Raw genomic sequence first — 20960 nt, forward strand, 5'->3', positions numbered from 1 at the left:
TCAATCCGTGGCGATCTGCGCGCCTTCCTTGCGCGGCTCGGCACTGAAAAACAGGACTTTAACCACGATGACCAACACGGCCAGCGCGGCAAATAACAAACCGCTGTAAAGGGTGCCCTGCAAGCCCATGCGTGCCAGGAACCACCCACCCGTAATCGACCCCATAGTCACGCCCAGGTTGATGAAGGAGATATAAATGCCGGTGGCGAATTCGGGCGCTTCCGGCGCTTCGGAGGTCAGCCATATCTGCGTGACGATCAGCCCGCTGGTATGGGTCGCGCCCCAGATCACCACGATAACCAGCATGGTCATCAGGGACGGGCCGGCGAACAGGTACAACAGCCCATAGGCACTGGCCAGCAGGATCGGGTGCAAGAGGGTTGTCCGAACCATGTTCCGCCCGATCAGCTTGCCGGCATACAAATTGCCCGCGACGCCGCCAATACCGAAAACCACCAGCAGGATGCTGATCATCTGCGCGCTCATGCCCGCTTCCTTGGCCAGATACTCGGCTGAGTAGCTGTAGACGGAAAACATCGCGGCAAAAATCAGCGTCGAGGCGGTGATGTTCAGCCAGAGCGGGAACTTGCGCAGAATGGCCAGTTGCTCTTTATAGGAAACCCGCTGTTTGTCGGGCGCGTCCGGCAGCTTGGCAATGATCCCCAGACCGGCAATGCAGTTGACCACGGCGCAGAACAGAAACGACGCTTCATAGGAAAACTGCGCCGCGATCAGCGTCGTCAACGGCACCCCCAACACCATGCCCATGCTGGTGCCGACAAAAGCCTTGGCGGCGGCGCGGGTCGACTCCTGCGGTGGGTACAGCGAAACGGCAGCGACAAAGGCCAGGGAAAAGTACACGGGGTGAAACAACGCAGGGATGATCCGCAGCACCATCAGCGATTCAAAGTTGGGTGCGTAGGCCGATAGCACGCTGGTGCCGGCAAAAATGAACAATGCAATCGTCAGGATCTTCTTGCGATTGAAGCGCGACAGCAGCAAGACCATAACCGGGCCGAAGACCGCAATGATCAGCGCAAACAGCCCCACCAACAGGCCGGCCTGGGACGCACTGATCGCGAAGCGCTCGATGATCACCGGAAGAATTCCGACCACGCCAAACTCAATGGTGTAAACGCCAAACAGACCTAGAGCGAGAAAGTAGATCGGATGGAGCATTTTCATGAGTCTGACTCCAGCGTGACCACGACTTTGTTGCGGTCACTGTTATTCGCCCCATAAACGGCGTTGCACAGGTCGACGGTAAATTGTCCGAACATGCCTTCGAAGGCGGTATTGGTGAAGGCAACGACCGTCAATTGCTCGGCCGGGTCGACAAACCAGGAGTGTCCATAGGCACCGCCCAATCGCCAGCTGCCCACCGACTCGGCCGTCTGGGCGGCGGCCGGGTCCTTGAGCACGGTAAAGCCCAGACCGAAGCCGCGACCGGGCCAGTTTTCCAGTTCAAGTTCGCCGGTCTGGTTGGTGGCCATTTCTTCCACCAGCGCTTCAGTCAACAACGGCGCCCCGCCTTTGCGCAGGGTTTCGAGCAACTGGAGGAACTCACCGGCACTGCCGATCAATCCCGAACCACCGGAGTTGAAAGCCTGTGGGTCGAGGGCCCGGCTCGGCTCCAGCTTGATGCCGGCGGTGCCTTCGAAAACCGGCACCACTTCCAGCTCTTTCATGCGCCGCGGCTGTGGCTGATCGTTCAGGTACGCCGGGCTCAGGCGGCTGGCGTCGGACACGCTGAAACCGATATCGCGCAAACCCAGTGGCTTGGCGATCAGCGCGTCGATTGCGGCGGCCAGCGAGGTGCCAGTGACCGCAGCAATCACGCCGCCCAAGACATCGGTCGCAATCGAATAACCCCACGAACTGCCCGGTTTGTACAACAAGGGCGCGTGGCTCAGACGACGCAGATTTTCTTCTAGCGTCAGGTTGCTGCGCTCCATGCCATCGGACACACCGGCGTCACGATAAGGACCACCCTGATCGCTTTCCAGAAAACCATACGTGAAGCCGGCGGTATGGCTCAGCAATTGACGCACCGTGATCGTCGCTGGCTGGCCGTCGCTCAGGGTCGGCTTGAAGTAAGGCAGCCAGCGGCTGATGTCGTCATCCAGGTTGAGTTTGCCCTGGCCGATCAGCGCCAGTGCCGCCACCGAAACGATTGGCTTGGATACCGAAGACAGCCGAAACAAGGCATCCTCGCGCATCGGTAACTGCGTCTCGCGGTCGGCCAACCCTGCCGCGCGCTGGTAAATGAGCTTGCCGCGGTGAGCCACCAGCACCACTGCGCCTACCAGGCGCTGATCGTGCAAGGTCTGCTCCAGCACCGCGTCGATGCGCGAGCGTAGAGACTGTGATGGGCGGAGCGGTTCGTTGACTGACATTGGCGGGCCTGAATAGTTGGAAGAATGACTCGATGTCTCGAGGATAGAGGGGGCCGTTGTCAGGAAACAGAGGCTACAATTCCGAGGTCTACGGACCTTTTTGTCCGCAATCAAAGGAGTGAGTGTTGGATAAGCTCAATGGCATCACGGTGTTTGTGCAGGTTGCCGAAAGCCGCAGTTTTGTTGGGGCCAGTCGTTTGTTGGGGATCTCCGCCTCGGCGGTGGGCAAGAGCATCGCGCGCATGGAAGAGAAACTCGGCGCACGCCTGTTCCATCGCAATACCCGCAGCATCAACCTGACCAGCGAAGGCTCGTTGTTTCTGGAGCGCTGCCGCCGGGTGCTCAACGAACTGGAAGCCGCCGAGCAGGAACTCTCCAGCTTCAGCGAGACACCGCGAGGTAAACTGCGCATCAGCCTGCCGCTGCTGGGCAACGTTTTGTTCATGCAGCTCTCACGATTCATGCAGCACTATCCAGAAATCCAGCTGGAACTGGACTTCACCGATCGGCTGGTGGACGTGGTCGAGGAAGGATTCGACGCCGTGGTGCGCACTGGCCAGTTGCACGACTCCCGGTTAATGGCCAGGAAACTCGACAGCTTCAGCTTCTACCTCGTCGGCGCCCCCAGTTACTTTGCGAGCCACGGCTACCCGCAGAATGTCGAGCAACTGCAGGAGCACCACTGTCTGCATTACAAACTGCCCTCCACGGGCAAACTGGAAAAATGGCCACTGCCGGGGCTTGCCGAAGGTACTGAGTTGAAAGTACCGGCCACGATGGTCTGCAATAATCTTGAAATGCTGATCCACATGGCCCGCCAAGGCCTGGGCATCGCCTGCGTCCCTGAGTTTGCGGTGCGCGAGGCACTGGCGGGCGGAGAGCTGGTGTCAATACTGGACGACAAAGTGCTGCGCACACTGAACATCCAGGTGGTATGGCCGTCGAGCCGCTACCTGACACCAAAGTTACGAGCGTTTATTGACTTTGTTTGTGAGGGCGCAACGGCGGGCCTCAGAAGTGGCAACGCAGCGGTAAGCGGTTGAGGCGTTACAGGGCCGGTGTTCAGCGTCATGGCACGGAGGAACTGCTCGCGGGTCTGCGCATCGCGAGCAAGCGCAATTCATGAATCAGTTGCCTCCGATGCCTGAAACCGCGCCCGATACCGCCCCGGGCTCTCCCCCGTCCACTTCTTGAACGCGCGATGGAACGCGCTCGGCTCCTGAAATCCCAACTGCTCGGCAATATCGCTGATGCTCGCCTTGGTCTGGCGCAACCGGTCAAACGCCACCGCGCGCCGCACTTCATCCTTGATCTCCTGATACGAACAGCCTTCACGTCCCAGTTTGCGGCGAAAGGTGCTGGGGCTCAGGTGCTGTTCCAGGGCGAAGGCTTGTAAGGTCGGCCATTCGCTGTAATGGCTGTGGCGCAGACGCTGATGAACCTGCGAGGTCAGCCCATGCTGGTTGCGGAAGCGGATAACCAGCCATTGCGGTGCGGTGCGTAAAAACACTTTTAACGAAGCAAGGTCTTGAATCACCGGCAGGCGCAGGTAGTGACTGGCGAACTCGATTTCGGTGCGTTCGGTGCCAAAGGTCAGGTTGGGCCCCCAGAGCATGGCATCATCACGCAGCGACAAACGCTGATGACGAAAGTCCGCACGATCGATCGGAATGCGCCGCCCACCCAGCCAGCACAGCAGGCTGATCATCAACACCAGAAACGTTTCTTCGCCCAACCGGCTGACCTCGCTGTTCTGCGCACGGGTCTGCAAGCTGATGACCGCACGCTTGCCACGCACGCTCAACGTGCCGCGAAAATCACTCAGGAACAGGGCGAAATTGGCCAGGCACTGACGCATGGCTTTTTCCAGCGTCGGCTCCTGAATCAACGCCCGACAGATCAAGGCAAAACTGCCCGGCGGCATTCCATGGGAATCCAGCTGGAAAAATTCGTCGTTCAACTCTCGAATCTGCACCAGCCACAACGCGGCGAAAGCCGTGGCCGGCACCCGTGCCGTCGGCTGATCCATCAGTGCCGGATCAATTCCCACTTGTTCAAGCACTGACCGCAGACGCTGCGGTTCCTCACGTAGTGCATGGATCATGGGGTACATGAAGTAAACCGCCACCGAATCCGTTTCCCGCATTTGAATGCCTCTCTCGTCACATCTGAATATGGCAAAAAACGCCATCACCCTTGAACAGTTTTGGCATAGGCCAGTGGCGCTGCTGATTCTAGACTCGTGCCCAACAAAAAAGACCTATTCAGAGATCCAACATGAACCATTCCGATATTTTTGTAGTGAGCGCCGTTCGTTCTGCCATCGGCAGTTTTGGCGGTTCACTCAAGGATGTGCCGCCTATTCAGTTGGCAACCGACGTTTGCCGCGCCGCCATCGAACGTTCAGGCCTGGCGCCCGAGCACATCGGTCATGCCGTGATGGGACATGTGATCCCGACCGAGGCACGCGATGCCTACATCTCCCGAGCCGTAGCGATCAATGCCGGCCTGACGAAAGAGACGCCCGCCTTCAACGTCAACCGCCTGTGCGGTTCGGGTTTGCAGGCGATTGTCAGTGCCGCGCAAAGTTTGATGCTGGGGGATGCGGGCGCTGCACTGGCAGGCGGCGTCGAGTCCATGAGCCGAGGCGCGTACTTGTTGCCGCAGGCGCGCTGGGGCGCACGCATGGGCGACATGCAGGCCATCGACTACATGCTTGGGGTACTGCAAGACCCGTTTGCCGGTTTCCACATGGGTATCACCGCTGAAAATATCGCCGAGCACTATGGCATCACGCGTCAGGCCCAGGATGAATTGGCGCTGCTCAGCCAGCAGCGTGCTGCCCGGGCGATTGCCGAGGGGCGTTTTGCCGGGCAGATCGTGCCGATCGAAATTGAAACCCGCAAAGGGACGGTTACGTTTGCGACGGATGAGCATGTTCGGGCTGAGGTCAACGCCGAGCAATTGAGCCGTATGAAACCCGCCTTCAAAAAGGACGGTAGCGTCACCGCCGGCAACGCGTCCGGCCTCAATGATGGTGCCGGCGCACTGATCATGGCCACGGGCCAGACTGTTCAGGAACAAGGCCTCAAGCCTATGGCTCGACTGGTGGGTTATGCCCACGCAGGCGTTGAACCGTCGATGATGGGACTGGGACCGATTCCCGCCACCCGCCTGGTGCTCAAGCGCGCCGGCCTGACCGTTGCCGACCTTGATGTGATCGAGTCCAACGAAGCCTTCGCTGCCCAAGCCTGTGCCGTAGCGCAAGAACTGGGCTTCGATCCACAGAAGGTCAACCCCAACGGTTCGGGCATCTCGCTGGGCCATCCGGTGGGCGCCACTGGCGCGATCATCGCCACCAAGGCGATTCACGAACTGCATCGCTGCCAAGGCCGTTATGCCCTGGCGACCATGTGCATCGGCGGCGGCCAAGGCATCGCCGTGTTGTTCGAGCGGGTTTGATAAGGACATGCGCATGAATCTTCAGAACATTGGCGTCATCGGCGCAGGCACCATGGGCAATGGCATCGCGCAAGTCTGCGCCCTGGCCGGCTTCAACGTGACATTGATCGACATTGCCGAGAGTGCCTTGCAAAAGGCAATTGCGACCGTCGATAAAAACCTTGATCGGCAGGTCGCCAAAAACACGCTGACGCCTGAGCAAAAGCTCGCTGCCCTCGACAAGATTCGCACCAGTACCGATTACAACAGCCTGCAAAACGTGCAACTGGTGATCGAAGCCGCCACCGAAAATCTCGACCTGAAATTGCGGCTGCTGCAACAAATAGCGGCGCAGGTCAGCGCTGACTGCGTGATCGCCTCCAACACGTCGTCGCTGTCCATTACGCAGCTCGCCGCCAGTGTGAGCCAGCCTGAACGTTTCATCGGTCTGCACTTTTTCAATCCGGTGCCGGTGATGGGCCTCATCGAAGTGATTCGTGGCCTGCAAACCAGCGATGCCACCCACGCCCTGGCGCTGGACATGGCGACCACTCTCGGCAAAACCGCGATCACCGCCGGCAACCGTCCGGGTTTCGTGGTCAACCGGATTCTGGTGCCGATGATCAATGAAGCGATCCTGGTGTTTCAAGAAGGTCTGGCCAGCGTCGACGACATCGATGCCGGCATGCGCCTGGGCTGCAACCAGCCGATCGGCCCGCTGGCGTTGGCGGACCTGATCGGCCTGGACACCGTGCTGGCAATCCTTGAAGCCTTCTATGACGGCTTCAACGACAGCAAATACCGCCCCGCTCCACTGCTCAAGGAAATGGTCGCCGCCGGTTACCTGGGACGCAAAACGGGGCGTGGCTTCCATGTCTATGCCTGAGCGGTGCTCACGCTTCGCCGAATACCGGGACAAGGTGCTGGAGCTCTTTGCCAGCAAGGGTTTCGGTCAAGTCGGCATGCGTGAGCTCGCGACCTGCCTGGGGCTCGCCCCGGGCTCGCTGTATTACCATTACCCCAGCAAGCAGCACCTGCTGCTCGACCTGATCGAGGAGTTTTACGAAGAGCTGCTGGCCACGTTGGGGCGCATCGAACAAACGGCCCCGGCAAAACGCGACAGACTCAATCAATTGATTCGCGCGCACCTGAATCTACATCAGGAAATGCCCTGGCATTTTCGTCTGGTGGAGCGCGACAGCGGCTGCCTGAATGAAGAGCAGCAGCAACGGGTCCGGCAGCTGCGCGAGCAGTACGAACGCAAGTTGCTGCTGATACTGCGCATCCGCCCCCGGTTCAGTGAACAGGGCGTGTTGGCCGCCGGTCATGCCATTGCCGCCCTGCTCAACAGCGCGCCCAGTTGGCTGACGCACTATTCGCTGGATGAACAAGAGCGCGACAATCTGCTGGAAAACATGGTGAGTGGCGCCATCGAGCGATTACTGGCGCCAGGTGATAAGCCGCGCCTGGCCAGTGTGATCAAAAAACAGGACGTGTATCCACGGTCGCAAGACCCCATGCAATAAAATCCCGCACCGGGATTGGCACAACAGATGACGCACAAACAAAAACGCCGCTCAATGAGCGGCGTTTTTGTGTTTGGAGCGAAATACAAGATTCACCTGTATTTCGCACGCCTCAGGCGTTTCAGCTCCAGGGACGGTCTCCATTCTCGTCCTTGATGCGGGTCGGCAGACCCATCACATCCAGCGCCTTGAGGAACGGCTCGGCCGGTAGCTCCTCGACGTTGGCCATGCGTTGCACATCCCATTCGCCACGGGCGACCAACAGGGCGGCCGCCACAGGTGGCACGCCAGCGGTATAGGAAATGCCCTGGCTGTCGGTTTCGGCAAAGGCTTCTTCGTGGTCGGCGACGTTGTAGATGAACACTTCGCGCGGCTGGCCATCCTTGGTGCCTTTGACCAGGTCGCCAATGCAGGTCTTGCCGGTGTAGCCAGGCGCCAGCGAGCTCGGATCAGGGAGCACGGCCTTGACCACTTTGAGCGGCACGACTTCCAGGCCTTCAGCGGTTTTGACCGGTTGCTCGGAGAGCAGGCCGAGGTTCTTGAGTACGGTGAACACATTGATGTAGTGCTCGCCAAAGCTCATCCAGAAACGCACGTTGGGCACGCCGAGGTTCTTCGACAGGGAGTGCACTTCATCGTGACCGGTCAGGTACAGGTTCTGCGCCCCTACGACTGGCAGGTCGTCGGTGCGTTTGACTTCGAACATCGTGTTGCTGGTCCACTGACTGTTCTGCCAGCTCCACACTTGTCCGGTGAATTCGCGGAAATTGATTTCCGGATCGAAATTGGTGGCGAAATACTTGCCATGGGAACCGGCATTGACGTCGAGAATGTCGATCGAATCAATACGGTCGAAATACTGTTGTTGCGCCAACGCTGCATAGGCGTTGACCACACCCGGGTCGAAGCCCACACCGAGGATGGCGGTGATGTTCTTCTCTTTGCATTCCTCGAGGTGCTTCCACTCGTAGTTGCCGTACCAGGGCGGCGTCTCGCAGATTTTGCCCGGTTCTTCGTGAATGGCGGTGTCCAGGTAGGCCACGCCGGTATCGATGCAGGCACGCAGCACCGACATGTTGAGGAAGGCAGAACCGACGTTGATGACGATCTGCGATCCGGTTTCGCGGATCAGCGCCTTGGTCGCCTCGACATCCATAGCGTTCAGCGAGAAGGCTTTGATGTCAGCGGGCTCTTTGAGGCTGCCCTTGGCCTTGACGCTGTCGATGATGGCCTGGCATTTGGAGATGTTGCGCGACGCGATAGCAATACGACCGAGTTCATCGTTGTGCTGCGCGCACTTGTGGGCCACCACCTTGGCGACACCTCCTGCACCAATGATAAGCACGTTCTTCTTCAATTTTTCTCTCTCTCCTTCTCTGCCAGCTTACGAAAGGCTGGACATGTAGTCGTTGAAACCAAACTCACGAACCACCTCGACACTACCGTCGAGTTGTTTCACTACGATGGACGGCATTTTCAGGCCGTTGAACCAGTTCTTCTTGACCATGGTGTAACCCGCCGCGTCGACGAACGACAGCCGATCACCGATGGCCAAGGGACGATCAAATTGATACTCGCCGAAAATGTCGCCGGCCAGGCAGGATTTGCCGCACACCATGTAGGTGTGTTCGCCCTCGCTGGGCGCCAACTTGGCATTCAGGCGATAGATCAGCAGATCGAGCATATGCGCCTCGATGGAGCTGTCCACGACGGCCAGGTGCTTGCCATTGTAGAGAGTGTCGAGCACGGTGACTTCCAGCGAGGCGCTCTGAGTAATGGCGGCTTCACCCGGCTCCAGGTAGACCTGCACACCGTATTTCTGCGAGAAGGCCTTGAGCCGCGCGCAGAACTCGTCGATCGCGTAGCCTTCACCGGTGAAGTGAATGCCGCCGCCCAGGCTGACCCATTCGACCTTGTGCAGCAGATGGCCGAACCGCTCTTCGATGGTGCTCAACATTTGGTCGAACAGGCCGAAGTCGGCGTTCTCGCAGTTGTTGTGGAACATGAAGCCCGATATCTGCTCGATGACTTGCTCGATCTTCACCGGATCCCACTCCCCCAGACGGCTGAACGGCCGCGCCGGATCGGCCAGCAGGTAATCCGAGCTGCTCACCTGCGGATTGACCCGCAGACCGCGCACCTTGCCGGCTGAAGCCTCGGCGTAGCGCTGCAGCTGGCCGATGGAGTTGAAGATGATCTTGTCGCAGTTGTCGAGCATCTCCTCGATCTCGTCGTCGGCCCAGGCCACGCTGTAGGCATGGGTCTCGCCAGCGAACTTCTGTCGACCGAGCTTGAGCTCGTAGAGCGACGACGACGTAGTGCCGTCCATGTATTGCTGCATCAGGTCAAACACCGACCAGGTGGCGAAGCACTTGAGTGCCAGCAGGGCCTTGGCCCCGGACTGTTCGCGCACATAAGCGATCTTCTGCATGTTCGCCAGCAGCTTTTGTTTGTCGATGAGGTAGTACGGCGTCTTGATCATTTCGAGGCCTCCGGCAAGGCCAGCCAAAAAAAGGATGCGCATTGTGCCTTCACTGGCAACTTATCGAAAGAGCAGAGAGCGCAGTTTGCCGAGCCGTCCTTGATTGGATCCAGAAGCCAGCGTCAGCGGCAGCTCAAACGGCGGCTGCTTTCTCGAACACAATGCAGTACTTCATCGCTCGGGAAGTATCGACGCTATTTCGGTTTCAGATGCTGACTTTATTGCGTACCGGATCGTTCAGGGTTTCAGAATTTTGATACTGGCGAACGTTGATTCATCACGAGCCTGATCCAGCAAACTCATCGGCCTTGCCATTGGCAACGCCTGTACAACCGGCCTTGATGTCACTTGCGGTTGCGTTTGCGTCGCCAAGCGCTCATCGCTGGGTGGAATGCCGAAATACTCGCGATAGCACTTTGAAAAATGGGGTGTGGACACAAAGCCACACACCACCGACAACTCTACTATCGAAATCGGCGTTTGCTTGAGTAACTGACGAGCGCGGATCAGACGCAGCTTGAGGTAGTAGCGTGATGGGGAGGAATGCAGGTATTTCTGGAATAACCGCTCCAGCTGTCGACGGGACAAACTGACAAAGTTCGCCAGTTCGTCGAGGTCGATCGGCTCTTCCAGATTGGCCTCCATCAAGGCGACGATTTCCTGCAATTTCGGTTGGTGGGTACCAAGCATGTGTTTAAGGGGCACGCGTTGATGATCCTGTTCGTTGCGGATTCGCTCGTAGACGAACATGTCGGAGATGGCTGCTGACAGTTCATGACCATGATCGCGACTGATCAAGTGCAGCATCATGTCCATTGGCGCGGTGCCACCGGAGCTGGTGAAGCGGTCTCGGTCAAGGGTGAATAGACTGGAGCTGAGGTTCACTCGCGGAAATGCTTCCTGCATGGCCGCCAGAAACTCCCAGTGCACACTGCAATCGAAGCCATCGAGCAAGCCTGCCTGGGCCAAGGCCCAACTACCTGTGCACACGCCCCCTATCCGCTTCGCGCGCCGCGCCTGGGCTCGCAACCAGGTAATGTGCTCACGGGTCACCGCGCTTTGAATGCCAATGCCACCGCAGACGATCACAGTATCCAGTATCGGTGCGTTATTGATCGCCGCATCCGGAGTGATCGGCATGCCATCGCTCGCCCACACCCGCTCGCCCCCAAAGCTGAAGGTGTGCCAGCGGTACAGCTCTTGTCCGGTCAACTGATTGGCCATTCGCAGAGGCTCAATGGCAGATGCCAAAGAGATCAGCGTGAACTGGTCCAGCAGCAAAAAACCAATGGTTTGCAGAGGAACGGCCTTGGAGGTGTCGTATGCCATCGATGTTTTTCTCGCAGTGAGCGGCAATGGCCCGTGGCGCTGGCGGCGTTAACCGCCCCGCCACTGCTGGCGCACTGAAAAGATCGCAAGCAGGTTTATGCTGATATGGCTGCTATGCACTTTCCGCCGACACTGCACTGCGCGGCTGCCCATGCTGACGCGCGGTCACAAGGCCGATAAAGGAAATCACCAGTGCCAGGCCGATGGTCGAAGAAACTTCCATACGGTGCTCAGGCGTCACCATCATCACCGCCAACGCTGCGCAGATGAAGGCGATGACCAACCAGGTAAGCCAGGGGAACAACCACATTTTGAAGGTCAGCGTGACATTCTGCCGAAGCAGAATCTTGCGCATGCGCAGTTGCGACACTGCGATAACCAGGTACACCAGCAAGGCAATGGCGCCGGAGCTGGCGAGCAGAAACTGAAACAGTCCGGCGGGCATGAAGTAGCTGAACAAGGTCACGCCGGCACCCAGTACGGTGCTGGCGATCACCGCTGCCCTCGGCACGCCATCCGACGACGTCACCTTCAGCGGCTTCGGTGCATCACCGCGTTTGCCCAGCGAAAACAACATGCGCGAGGCAATATAGATCGACGAGTTCATGCAGCTGGCCACGGCAATCAACACCACCACATCTACCATTAACTTGGCGTGGGGAATGTTCATCAGCTCCAACGCTCGCTGGTAAGAGCCCACCGACGCCAGCAACGGATCATTCCAGGGCACCACGGAAATGACCACGAAAATGGACAGCAGGTAGAACACCCCGATCCGCCAGATCACCGAGCGTGTGGCTTTGGCGATGTTCTGCGCCGGATTGCTGGATTCGGCAGCGGCAATGGTCACCGCTTCTGTACCGATGAAGCTGAACATGATGGTGATGAATGCCCCGACAACCGCAGACAAACCGTTGGGCGCGAAACCGCCATGTTCCTCCATGAGTCGACTCAACCCGCTGGCTTCGCGCTCGGGAATCCAACCCATCAACACCGCAAAACCAAGACCGATAAAGCCGATGATCGCCACGACCTTGGCCATCGCAAACCAGAATTCGAACTCGCCGTATTTGGACACGCTGAACAGATTAGTCACGACCAACAGGATGATCGACGTCAAGGCAAACAACCAGGTATCGATCTGCGGGAACCATTGGTTCAATACATGCCCGGCCGCGAGCGCCTCGATGGGTATCACCAGCACCCAGAACCACCAATAGAGCCAGCCGATGGTGAAGCCTGCCCAACGCCCGATTGCCTGGTCGGCGTAGGTAGAGAAAGATCCGGTGTCCGGGTTGGCAACCGCCATTTCGCCCAGCATGCGCATGACCAGAACGACCAAAAGGCCGGAAAACAGATAAGCCAGCAATACCGCCGGCCCCGCCGCAGCGATGGCATGTCCGGAGCCAACAAACAAACCTGCGCCGATAATCCCCGCGATAGAAAGCATTGTGACGTGACGCGGCTTGAAACCCTGCGCCAACTGACCGTTCGAATCTCTGGAGTTCAGGTTATTCATTGTTTTTTTTTGTTCTCTGGTGATCGACGTTAGGCGTACTGACTGAGGGTCAGGCGATCATCATTTTTCCCTGTTGCCGCGTCTCGAACGCGGCGCACCTCAACGCTCCGGAGTTTCTAAATCAAGCATCACAGCCGCACCCGACCATGAAGTGACGCGCCACCTTACGCGTCTTGACCTGGAAGCCAGTAGCCCGAGTGCGCCACTTACGAGTCTGATTTCGACACGCGTTGCGCGTATCGCGTGTGGTGCACTACCCGAAAAAAAAGAGACCGAAGCTGGCCATTGCCACTCAGCAATATAGGAATCGGCCTATGGCTCAGTGCGCGCCACACCCCAAACCGATGTTCGGGTCGATACTGAGACAAGGTTTCCTCATCAAGCCGCCAGGTTCTGGACTACGCTGAAAACACAACCGGAGGCTTCCAACTATGTGCGGACGTCTTTCCCAGTACCGAGGCATTCATGACTTTGTCGCGGCGCTCAACATTCCAAACGCATTGATCAACTATGCAGGAGACCAGCCTTTAGAGCTCTACAACGTCGCGCCATCCGCTCAGCTCGCCCTCTTCCACCAGGAAGGTCAGTTTATGCGAGCCGACATGGTGCGCTGGGGCTGGCGGCCACGCTGGGCAATGGAGCATGCCGCGCCGATCAAGGTCCGAGTAGACGGAGTTGCCCATAATCCATTCTTCAGAACGATATGGCCGCATCGGGCGATCATCGCGATCGACAACTGGTTTGAATGGGTGGACGGAGGTGGAGCGAAACCACAGCCTTATCTGATCCGGCGCAAGGATCGCGCCCCAATCTTCTGCACCGCAATAGGCCAGTATCCCACCGCCGAGCATGCACCGGAGGCGCATGACGGCTTCGTGTTCATCAGCGCCGACAGCAAGGGCGGCGTGGTGGATATACACGACTGGCAGCCAGTGACGCTCAATCCCGAACTGTCGCGGGAATGGCTGAATCCAGCTACATCGGAAAAGCGCGCGGAGCAAATAATGCTATTACAGTGGGAACCGCCGGAGGCTTTCGAGTGGTTCAAGGTCGACCGCGCTATCGGTAATATCCGCAATCAACAAAGCGGCCTGATCAATCCCAGCGATCGACTTATCTGAGTTCCTGCTGGCCAAAAGCAGCCTGTGAATGAAGCAGTAACCTGCGACGATCAATCACAGGTCAATGCGGCTGAGACAACTCAAAAACCTGCTCAAGGAGCACCAAAGCGGGCGAGCGCAGCGTCGATAAAACGTCGCAGTTTAGCGGTTCTCTGACGATTGGCCGTGTAGAGCAAATGCATTTGTCGGCTTGGGGCCTGGTAATCAGCTAATACTCGAACTAACTCGCCGCTGCGCAATGCCGGCTCAAGAAAGTCTTCGGGGCCAAGGACAATCCCGAACCCGTCCAGTGCTGCTGACAGCAATGCTTTGCTCTCGTTGACCTGCAACCGACTGGCGACCTGTACCCGTTCAACCGCGGAACCTTTGCACAATACCCATTCGCGGTCGGCCGGCCGGGACCAATAGGAATAGCCCAGACACTCATGGCTCTTGAGATCACCCGGAATTTGCGGCACTCCACGTTCGGTGAGATAGCTCGGTGCCGCACAGGTTACCAATCGATAAGGCGCCAACGGCCTGGCGGTCAAACTGGACGTAACCAACGGGCCGATCCTGAAAGCCACTTCGTACCCCTCTTCCACCAGATCGACGAAGCGATCGGTCAAATGCAGATCAATTTCGACCTCCGGGTGTTGACGCAAAAACTCCGTCACAAACGGCATGAGGCTATAGGAGCCGAATGTTACGGGCGCGCTGATTTTCAGTTTGCCACGCGGGGTGTCATTCATGATCTGCGCAAGGGAGTCGGCAGCCTGAGCTTCGCTCAAAATGTGCTTGCAGCGTTCGTAGTAAGCGCTGCCCAACTCAGTCAGGCTCTGGCGTCGGGTGGTACGGTTCAGCAGCCGCGCACCTAGACGTTGCTCAAGCGCGGCAACATGCTTGGCCACCATTTGCGGCGACAGGCCCAATCGCTCGGCGGCGCTGGCATAGGAGCCGGATTCCGCCGCCATCACAAACGCCCCCATGCTCGTCAGGCGATCCATCATTCAACACTCCTGGTAACGAGACTAAGTAGCCGATGATTATTTATCTGCTCCTGGTTGGCAATCATCATAGTTTCTTCTTACCAACCAGCGGAGCAAGGACATGCGTATCGGCATTATTGGGGCAGGCTTCATCGGACGTGCAGTGGCGCAATTGGTCATCGCGGCAGGACACGAGGCGATGCTCAGCAATTCACGTGGGCCACAGACCATGAGCAGCGTGCTCAGCGGCATTCCTGGCAGTCAGGTCGGCACTGTCGAGGACGCAGCACAATTTGGCGAAGTTGTACTCGTGGCCATTCCTCTTGAGCATTACCGAAGCGTGCCGGCCAAGTGGCTAGAGGGCAAAACCGTGCTGGATGCCAACAATTACTACCCGGAACGCGACGGTCACATTGCCACTCTCGACCGATTCGAAACCACCACCAGCCGCCTGCTCGCCGAGCATCTGCCCCGCTCCTGCGTGGTCAAGGTGTTCAATGCAATCCTCGCCCAGGACCTGCTGCTGGACTCGCGCCTGAAAGCGGCGCCCGACCGGCGTGCACTACCAATTGCGGCGGATGACCTGGCGGCGAAAGCGCTGGTGATCACGTTGCTGGATGAGATTGGATTCGACGCGGTAGATGCGGGCAGCCTTGATGAAAGCTGGCGATTCGAACGGGCCAAACCCGCCTACTGCGTACCGCTGGATAAAGAGGGGTTGAAGGTTGCATTGGCGGCGGCCCAGCGGCAGGTCGAATTGCCCGAGGGAGCGTGGCGTCGCTGAATACCCACAACCTACTGGATCGAGAGAAGACTTGGAGCTGACTGAGGGCAATGTCAGCTTTGGGTCGATACGGGCGATTCGTGAGCGGCCGCTTTTGCCGGGAAACGGATGACGAGCCAGTTGCTCTCATTCGCGTCTTCACAGGACGAAGTAGCTGGAGGACTAATCCAAATCCTGTTTCGCTCGACATTTTGGGTAGGCGCTGCAGCCCCAGAATCGCTCTCCTGCTCTATCGCCTGTCTTACGGATACGAATTTCGAAAGCACTTCCACAACGCGGGCAACGGCGTTTCGCCAAAGGGTCGTTTCGCTGTTTCAGTCGTTGTACATGCTCGTAGTGGGTAGTGAGCGTACTGTCCCTCTTCCCGCTCTCCAGCGCCTTCACCATTACACTCACCTGCGCTTCGCTAAACACAGGCAGCTGAAAGGACTTGATATAGCGGATGCAGCTGACGCCTTGGGTGACATTGTCCGGCATGACGGTCTTGAAGCTACTGCCGCCGACGAAGGCGATTACAGAATGGATGTGCTCGGGCGGAACGCTGAGCAGCGCTTCTAGCGCTTTCAGGTGCTTGTAATTCTGCCGCAGCGGGTTCTGGAACCTGAAGCGATGCCGGAAGATCTGCTGTGTCCACTGGGCCTGGCGCTCACCGCCGAAAATCCAGCCGCCCATGTTTTTGGTCTCCAGCACGAAAATGCCAAAAGGCGACAGGAACACATGATCGATCTGGGTAGTGCCATCGGGCGTATCCAGTGTGATGTTGTGCAACCGGCGGTAGACCTGGCTATCCAGCCCATAGTGGGTGAATGTCCGCACCAGCAACTCACCGAACCATCCCTTGAACCAGGGCGTCTTGATGATGATGACGAGGACCAATAATGGCAGCAGCCACTTCAGCATGTCGAACAGCGGCTGGAACATCACAAAAATATTCATCGCTTCCTTTGCGTTGGGAGGGTGTGTCCGTACACCGGATGAGGCCACGCCTTCACCCTTTTTGTTCCTTTCTAGCTTAGGTGAGGTAACTGGCGTCTGCTTTCGGCCCTGCTGTGTAAAAACGTTTTAGAGCAGGTTTGACAGTCAGAACTGGAAAGAAAATGGACACCAGCAACTCAACCGCGCACCAGGTAGGCCCCTGATGGAACCCGATATCGCAGCTTCTTGCATTTTCCCGGTGCAGGCTGATGCCCCGGCGGACGATCAGGAAACCAAATTCGGCATTTACCCGGAGGTGGCATATGGCCGCGGGGTATCTCAACCTCACCGTACGCAGGCTCTGGCTCGACATTAACCATTTGCAATTGTCCTTCGGGCCCGGCTCTGCCAGCCGTCGGTGCATCCGAAACCCGATTTGCCTCTGCGCGAGTGAAGTTGTCAGCGTCGCGCCCAGTGTTCTGAGTGGATTGCTCAACAACCGCCATTTCCGCTTCGCGGCGCCTTTGGCTCTCCTCTGCCAACCCCTTCTGTACTGCGACCAGGTTCTCTTTGGTATTGGGTGGGGTACTCGAAGACTGGGCCTGCTGCGCCGCCTGGATCAATTGGAAGTTGCGGTTGCGCAACTCGACGTTGCGACCCACCCGCATGTTCGAGCGCACCGCCAAGGTTTCAGCCTGCTGGTACTGCCCCTGCTGAAGACGCAACACACCGAGGTAATGCAGCGTCGCGGGATTGTTCGGCTGGATATGCAGGGCACGCTCCAGCGTGGCGGCGGCCTGATCCAGTTGGCCATTTTCATACTGCCGCGAGGCGGTTTCGATCAGGGTCGTTGATGCGCTGTTGCTTTGCGCAGGCGCTCTTCGCTCGGCAGCAAACGAACAAAGCGACGCGACGGCGCAGAACACCAGAATGAGACCCGGCAGAAAACTCTTGGTTGGCATCAGGGGGCGGACTCGAGTGAATTCGGACGGCACTGCCGTAAAACAGACCACAGCGCTGCTCGGCAATCCAATACCGGGCCGCTATTGACCTGGCCAATACCCTGAAGTTCCTGCAGCAACGGCCGTCGCAACCAGCATCATTTTTACCAGCCCAACATCTAAGCATGAGCGATTGCTGCACTTCGCGCAGAGCAGAAAACGGCCAGAAGCGGGCATCGAGAAAGCAAACTTCAAAAATGGTCGAACGCTGAGAGCGTTGGCTATTTAAGCAACGGTTCCCTAGAACTTTTCCCTATTTATCGGTCTATGTGGATAGGTACATTCGCCAGGTAAGCACGCCCCCCGCAGGCTTCCCACTGCCAGATGGCCACACGCCCTATTGTCAATCAGAGGTTGTCTTCGCTCATGAAATTCCATGTCCCACGGATGGTGCTCTTCGGCCTTTTCGCGTTCGCGGCAGTGGGCTCGGCATCAGCCACACAGATGAAGACCTCAACCCCTGTTTTCGCAACTGAAGCCCCAGCCGTACAGGCTCCTGTCCAGGCCGCCGGCAACCCGTGGCCGACCTTGGCGAGTATGGCCGGCAAGCAGCCAGGGCCGTTGCTTGCCCATGACGACCGATACTGGCATGACGGCCGTTGGCATGATCGTAGGGACAATTGGCGCCGAGACGACTGGCGCAGAGATCAGTGGCGTAGAGAGCAAGCCCGCCGGGAAGCTGAACGCCATCGTGATTGGGAGCGCCACCAGGATCGAGCCATGCGGCACCGTTACAAGGATGATCACGGTTATTATCGTCGCTAGTGCGAAGCCCCGGAACAATCCACCTGCAACACGGGGCGATACTGCCAGCCTGCAAAACCAAGACTCAAATCGGTCCGAAATAGCAGTGCTCGCCTACGTCGACGAGCTACGAATCAGATGTTTGTTCAGCGCTTCCCAAGTGAGTCAGACACTTTTTCAACAGTATCAGCCAAAAGCGGTCCTTCGAATTACAGTCACTGCTGAGAATGAACGGCTTTGCTCGAACGAAAGACCAGGCAACTCGCCGCCACTAGCACCCACGCAGCAATACCGCCATACAGCATCACCCAGCCAAACCCGTGCGCCAAAGCTGCGTTGGCGACATCGACCGAAATCGTAGTCCCCTTGCCAGTCTGCGCCAACACAGCAGTGTTGCCGGCCGAAATATTCTCCGCCAGCAACCGTAGTTGCACATCATCGGGCGAACCATTTAACTGATTGCGCAGGGAAGACAGGATGCCTTCCACCAAGATGAATCCCATAAGCGCGATGTTGATGGCAAGACTGATCATACGAGCGCTGATATCGATGCCCGATGCCATGCCAGCACGTTCACTGGGCACCGATCCGGTGGTGGTATTGGTAACCGGCGTATTGGTCAACCCCAGTCCGATCCCGGCAATCAGGCAGCCTGGAAGCATTGTCAACCAGCTGGCATGCGTGACACTGCTGCCCCATTTCATCAGCAGGAACCCCAGACCTATGGTGAACAAGCCTGAGGGAATCACCACGTCAGGTCGATAGCGCAGCGCCAGCCGTTCGCCTAACGGGGGGACAACCAGCGTCGGCAGCGTGTAGGCCAGCAGTGCCAGGCCGGTGCCGACACTGGCGTAGCCCAGGCTATTTTGAAAGTACAGAGGCAGGTAAATCATGAATGGCCAGAAGCTGAAGTTCATGCCTGCCGACCCTAGCAAGGCACCGGAGAAGCGGCGGATCCGTCTGGATGTAACCGTCGGCACCTACCTCGATCTGCGCGCGCAGGTCGATGCCGATGGGCTCGATCTGGCCGTGGTCATGGCATTGCCGGGCAGCCAGGCCGGCGGTACCGTGCTGCGCGAAACCCGGTTTGTCTGGGCCGCTGCGCATAGTTTCGACTTTACCGGCGATGCCCCTTTGCCGCTGGCGTTTGCACCAGCGCCCTGCTTGCACCGCCAGGTGGCCATAGAAGCGTTGGAGAGTTCCACCGTGGATTGGCGGGTCGCCTTTACCTCTCCAAGTCAACAAGGGCTGCGGGCGGCGGTACTGGCGGGGCTTGCCGTCACCGCTCTACCGCTGGGCGATCTAGAGCCCGGTATGGTGGTGATTGACGGTCAATATGGCCTGCCACCGCTGCTGGATGCTGATTTCAGACTTATATGGAGTGTCACGGGAAAGACGCCCGCAGCCAATGCATTTGGACAACTGCTGGTGGAGATGTCTGAGTCGCCATTGATCTAGAACAAGCCAGATGTGGATTTCGCTTAGAAGCGCGATTTCCAGTCCAGTTTTGAGTACCTGTCGCGCTCACTGCAATCTTGTCATTTGCCAAGGCTTAGGGCAGGGTCGATACCACTGAGATCTCTGCCAAAGGAGTCACCCCATGTCAAAGCTATATCCCAGTATCGATCCCGAGGGGCTGCTCGAGTACTCAGTGGTCTACACCGACCGCTCGCTCAACCACATGTCGCAGTCATTTCAAGGCGTGATGAAGAACATTTCCAGGACCCTGAAACAGGTCTACAACGCCCAGGCTGTTGCGGTGGTCCCGGGCAGCGGCACATTCGGCATGGAAGCGGTGGCGCGACAGTTTGCCACCGACCAGCAATGCATGGTGATACGCAACGGCTGGTTCAGCTATCGCTGGAGCCAGATCCTTGAGATGGGCAACATCCCGGCGGCCACCACGGTGCTGAAAGCCCGACCGGTCGACACGGGTCGCCAGGCTGCCTACGCCCCACCCCCTCTGGACGAAGTGCTGGCAGCCATTCACGCGCAGAAGCCGCAGATTGTCTTCGCCCCCCACGTTGAAACCTCATCAGGGATCATCCTGCCCGACGAGTACCTGCGGGCCGTCGGCGAGGCCGTGCATGCGGTGGGTGGCCTGTTCGTGCTGGACTGCATCGCCTCAGGCACGCTTTGGGTTGATATGCAGAAATGCGCAGTCGACCTGCTGATCAGCGCACCGCAGAAAGGCTGGAGCGCCTCCCCTTGCTGCGCCCTGGTGATGCTCAGTTCTTTGGCCCTCGAGCGCATCGAGCAGACGCATAGCAGCAGCTTCGCCTGCGACCTGAAAAAGTGGCTTCAGATCATGCAGGCCTACGAACAGGGCGGACATGCCTACCATGCGACCATGCCCAGCGATTCTCTCGCACGATTTAACGACGTGATGAAAGAGACGCAAGCCTACGGTTTCGACAAGGTCCGCGGCGAACAACAGGCTCTGGGCGATCGGGTGCGCGCAATGTTGACCGGCAAAGGCATCAAAAGCGTGGCCGCAGCCGGCTTTCAGGCCCCTGGCGTAGTGGTGAGCTACACCGATGATGCCGACATAAAGAGCGGTAAGAAATTTGCCAACCACGGCCTACAGATCGCCGCCGGAGTGCCGTTGCAATGCGACGAGCCGGCCGACTTCCAGACCTTCCGCATCGGTCTGTTCGGACTCGAAAAGCTGCACAATATCGAGCGCACAGTCAGCACCCTCGAGCAGGCACTGGACGAAGTGATGGTTAACTAA

19 protein-coding genes and 1 pseudogene are annotated in these 20960 nt (G+C 58.2%); 9 read left to right on the plus strand and 11 right to left on the minus strand.

The features are described from left to right. The gene (locus tag ACIPLA_RS02090; protein WP_401171022.1) at nucleotides 1-1185 is read right to left on the minus strand and encodes an MFS transporter; all 1185 of its coding nucleotides are present in this window, start codon (nucleotides 1183-1185) and stop codon (nucleotides 1-3) included. Beyond that, nucleotides 1182-2396 carry a serine hydrolase domain-containing protein gene (locus tag ACIPLA_RS02095; RefSeq protein WP_401171025.1) on the minus strand — a complete coding sequence of 405 codons (1215 nt, stop codon included), beginning with the start codon at nucleotides 2394-2396 and terminating at the stop codon, nucleotides 1182-1184. The genes ACIPLA_RS02090 and ACIPLA_RS02095 overlap by 4 nt, the downstream gene beginning before the upstream one ends. Nucleotides 2397-2521: 125 nt before the next feature. Here ACIPLA_RS02095 and ACIPLA_RS02100 point away from each other — a divergent pair, with 125 nt between their 5' ends. Beyond that, nucleotides 2522-3439: a LysR family transcriptional regulator gene (locus ACIPLA_RS02100; protein WP_401171028.1), complete on the plus strand. Its 918-nt coding sequence runs from the start codon at nucleotides 2522-2524 to the stop codon at nucleotides 3437-3439. A gap of 77 nt (nucleotides 3440-3516) precedes the next feature. On the opposite strand, the gene ACIPLA_RS02105 is transcribed toward ACIPLA_RS02100, so the two are convergent. After that, on the minus strand, nucleotides 3517-4542 hold the full coding sequence (locus tag ACIPLA_RS02105; RefSeq protein WP_401171030.1) for an AraC family transcriptional regulator: 1026 nt from the start codon (nucleotides 4540-4542) through the stop codon (nucleotides 3517-3519). A 131-nt stretch (nucleotides 4543-4673) separates the two neighbouring features. Between ACIPLA_RS02105 and ACIPLA_RS02110 the strand changes: the two genes are divergently transcribed. From ACIPLA_RS02110 to ACIPLA_RS02120, 3 genes are read left to right on the plus strand one after another with little or no spacing between them, the layout of a single operon-like run. Further along, complete coding sequence (locus ACIPLA_RS02110; RefSeq protein WP_095631998.1) at nucleotides 4674-5858, plus strand: acetyl-CoA C-acyltransferase family protein; 1185 nt, start codon at nucleotides 4674-4676, stop codon at nucleotides 5856-5858. 13 nt (nucleotides 5859-5871) lie between these two features. Further along, nucleotides 5872-6723 (plus strand): 3-hydroxybutyryl-CoA dehydrogenase, encoded by an 852-nt coding sequence (locus tag ACIPLA_RS02115; protein WP_218395088.1) that lies wholly within the window; start codon nucleotides 5872-5874, stop codon nucleotides 6721-6723. Continuing rightward, nucleotides 6710-7363: a TetR/AcrR family transcriptional regulator gene (locus tag ACIPLA_RS02120; RefSeq protein ID WP_218395089.1), complete on the plus strand. Its 654-nt coding sequence runs from the start codon at nucleotides 6710-6712 to the stop codon at nucleotides 7361-7363. The genes ACIPLA_RS02115 and ACIPLA_RS02120 overlap by 14 nt, the downstream gene beginning before the upstream one ends. A gap of 121 nt (nucleotides 7364-7484) precedes the next feature. Here the strand turns inward: ACIPLA_RS02120 and ACIPLA_RS02125 are convergent, their stop codons facing one another. The 4 genes from ACIPLA_RS02125 to gabP form a co-directional block, all read right to left on the minus strand. After that, nucleotides 7485-8720: a saccharopine dehydrogenase family protein gene (locus ACIPLA_RS02125; RefSeq protein WP_033036557.1), complete on the minus strand. Its 1236-nt coding sequence runs from the start codon at nucleotides 8718-8720 to the stop codon at nucleotides 7485-7487. A 27-nt stretch (nucleotides 8721-8747) separates the two neighbouring features. Further along, the gene (gene nspC, locus ACIPLA_RS02130; protein WP_218395090.1) at nucleotides 8748-9845 is read right to left on the minus strand and encodes a carboxynorspermidine decarboxylase; all 1098 of its coding nucleotides are present in this window, start codon (nucleotides 9843-9845) and stop codon (nucleotides 8748-8750) included. A 237-nt stretch (nucleotides 9846-10082) separates the two neighbouring features. Then, nucleotides 10083-11174: a GlxA family transcriptional regulator gene (locus ACIPLA_RS02135; RefSeq protein ID WP_218395091.1), complete on the minus strand. Its 1092-nt coding sequence runs from the start codon at nucleotides 11172-11174 to the stop codon at nucleotides 10083-10085. Between the two features lie 112 nt (nucleotides 11175-11286). Continuing rightward, nucleotides 11287-12693, minus strand: coding sequence for a GABA permease (gabP, locus tag ACIPLA_RS02140; RefSeq protein ID WP_063343841.1), 1407 nt, complete (start codon nucleotides 12691-12693; stop codon nucleotides 11287-11289). A gap of 431 nt (nucleotides 12694-13124) precedes the next feature. Between gabP and ACIPLA_RS02145 the strand changes: the two genes are divergently transcribed. Beyond that, a complete protein-coding gene (locus ACIPLA_RS02145) occupies nucleotides 13125-13814 on the plus strand; it encodes an SOS response-associated peptidase family protein (protein ID WP_401171036.1) in 690 nt (229 codons plus the stop codon). Between the two features lie 92 nt (nucleotides 13815-13906). On the opposite strand, the gene ACIPLA_RS02150 is transcribed toward ACIPLA_RS02145, so the two are convergent. Continuing rightward, entirely contained in the window at nucleotides 13907-14803 is an 897-nt protein-coding gene (locus ACIPLA_RS02150) for a LysR family transcriptional regulator (protein ID WP_401171038.1), read from the minus strand. A gap of 100 nt (nucleotides 14804-14903) precedes the next feature. Between ACIPLA_RS02150 and ACIPLA_RS02155 the strand changes: the two genes are divergently transcribed. Beyond that, entirely contained in the window at nucleotides 14904-15566 is a 663-nt protein-coding gene (locus ACIPLA_RS02155; RefSeq protein WP_401171040.1) for an NADPH-dependent F420 reductase, read from the plus strand. Between the two features lie 162 nt (nucleotides 15567-15728). On the opposite strand, the gene ACIPLA_RS02160 is transcribed toward ACIPLA_RS02155, so the two are convergent. Both ACIPLA_RS02160 and ACIPLA_RS02165 read right to left on the minus strand, forming a co-directional pair. Further along, entirely contained in the window at nucleotides 15729-16502 is a 774-nt protein-coding gene (locus ACIPLA_RS02160; RefSeq protein ID WP_401171041.1) for an NERD domain-containing protein, read from the minus strand. A gap of 176 nt (nucleotides 16503-16678) precedes the next feature. Beyond that, nucleotides 16679-17443 (minus strand): tetratricopeptide repeat protein, encoded by a 765-nt coding sequence (locus ACIPLA_RS02165; protein WP_401171044.1) that lies wholly within the window; start codon nucleotides 17441-17443, stop codon nucleotides 16679-16681. A 405-nt stretch (nucleotides 17444-17848) separates the two neighbouring features. Between ACIPLA_RS02165 and ACIPLA_RS02170 the strand changes: the two genes are divergently transcribed. Next, on the plus strand, nucleotides 17849-18247 hold the full coding sequence (locus ACIPLA_RS02170; protein ID WP_256348550.1) for a hypothetical protein: 399 nt from the start codon (nucleotides 17849-17851) through the stop codon (nucleotides 18245-18247). A gap of 194 nt (nucleotides 18248-18441) precedes the next feature. Here ACIPLA_RS02170 and ACIPLA_RS02175 read toward each other — a convergent pair. Beyond that, nucleotides 18442-19185, minus strand: a pseudogene (locus tag ACIPLA_RS02175) (MFS transporter); the annotation flags it as partial. On the opposite strand from ACIPLA_RS02175, the gene ACIPLA_RS02180 reads away from it, so the two are divergent. Together ACIPLA_RS02180 and ACIPLA_RS02185 are read left to right on the plus strand one after the other, a co-directional pair. Next, on the plus strand, nucleotides 19142-19684 hold the full coding sequence (locus tag ACIPLA_RS02180; protein WP_401171048.1) for a LysR substrate-binding domain-containing protein: 543 nt from the start codon (nucleotides 19142-19144) through the stop codon (nucleotides 19682-19684). The pseudogene ACIPLA_RS02175 and the gene ACIPLA_RS02180 sit on opposite strands and share 44 nt — an antisense overlap. Nucleotides 19685-19826: 142 nt before the next feature. Then, nucleotides 19827-20960: an aminotransferase class V-fold PLP-dependent enzyme gene (locus ACIPLA_RS02185; protein ID WP_401171050.1), complete on the plus strand. Its 1134-nt coding sequence runs from the start codon at nucleotides 19827-19829 to the stop codon at nucleotides 20958-20960.

This window comes from Pseudomonas sp. NPDC086112, assembly GCF_044746425.1.
In the GTDB taxonomy this organism is placed as follows: domain Bacteria; phylum Pseudomonadota; class Gammaproteobacteria; order Pseudomonadales; family Pseudomonadaceae; genus Aquipseudomonas.

What these genes read in the sequence shown, in the direction of transcription:
- ACIPLA_RS02090 (WP_401171022.1), bottom strand. Translation starts at nt 1,185, where the DNA reads ATGAAAATGCTCCATCCGATCTACTTTCTCGCTCTAGGTCTGTTTGGC.
- ACIPLA_RS02095 (WP_401171025.1), bottom strand. Translation starts at nt 2,396, where the DNA reads ATGTCAGTCAACGAACCGCTCCGCCCATCACAGTCTCTACGCTCGCGC.
- ACIPLA_RS02105 (WP_401171030.1), bottom strand. Translation starts at nt 4,542, where the DNA reads ATGCGGGAAACGGATTCGGTGGCGGTTTACTTCATGTACCCCATGATC.
- ACIPLA_RS02110 (WP_095631998.1), top strand. Translation starts at nt 4,674, where the DNA reads ATGAACCATTCCGATATTTTTGTAGTGAGCGCCGTTCGTTCTGCCATC.
- ACIPLA_RS02115 (WP_218395088.1), top strand. Translation starts at nt 5,872, where the DNA reads ATGAATCTTCAGAACATTGGCGTCATCGGCGCAGGCACCATGGGCAAT.
- ACIPLA_RS02120 (WP_218395089.1), top strand. Translation starts at nt 6,710, where the DNA reads ATGTCTATGCCTGAGCGGTGCTCACGCTTCGCCGAATACCGGGACAAG.
- nspC (WP_218395090.1), bottom strand. Translation starts at nt 9,845, where the DNA reads ATGATCAAGACGCCGTACTACCTCATCGACAAACAAAAGCTGCTGGCG.
- ACIPLA_RS02135 (WP_218395091.1), bottom strand. Translation starts at nt 11,174, where the DNA reads ATGGCATACGACACCTCCAAGGCCGTTCCTCTGCAAACCATTGGTTTT.
- gabP (WP_063343841.1), bottom strand. Translation starts at nt 12,693, where the DNA reads ATGAATAACCTGAACTCCAGAGATTCGAACGGTCAGTTGGCGCAGGGT.
- ACIPLA_RS02145 (WP_401171036.1), top strand. Translation starts at nt 13,125, where the DNA reads ATGTGCGGACGTCTTTCCCAGTACCGAGGCATTCATGACTTTGTCGCG.
- ACIPLA_RS02150 (WP_401171038.1), bottom strand. Translation starts at nt 14,803, where the DNA reads ATGATGGATCGCCTGACGAGCATGGGGGCGTTTGTGATGGCGGCGGAA.
- ACIPLA_RS02155 (WP_401171040.1), top strand. Translation starts at nt 14,904, where the DNA reads ATGCGTATCGGCATTATTGGGGCAGGCTTCATCGGACGTGCAGTGGCG.
- ACIPLA_RS02160 (WP_401171041.1), bottom strand. Translation starts at nt 16,502, where the DNA reads ATGAATATTTTTGTGATGTTCCAGCCGCTGTTCGACATGCTGAAGTGG.
- ACIPLA_RS02165 (WP_401171044.1), bottom strand. Translation starts at nt 17,443, where the DNA reads ATGCCAACCAAGAGTTTTCTGCCGGGTCTCATTCTGGTGTTCTGCGCC.
- ACIPLA_RS02170 (WP_256348550.1), top strand. Translation starts at nt 17,849, where the DNA reads ATGAAATTCCATGTCCCACGGATGGTGCTCTTCGGCCTTTTCGCGTTC.
- ACIPLA_RS02180 (WP_401171048.1), top strand. Translation starts at nt 19,142, where the DNA reads ATGCCTGCCGACCCTAGCAAGGCACCGGAGAAGCGGCGGATCCGTCTG.
- ACIPLA_RS02185 (WP_401171050.1), top strand. Translation starts at nt 19,827, where the DNA reads ATGTCAAAGCTATATCCCAGTATCGATCCCGAGGGGCTGCTCGAGTAC.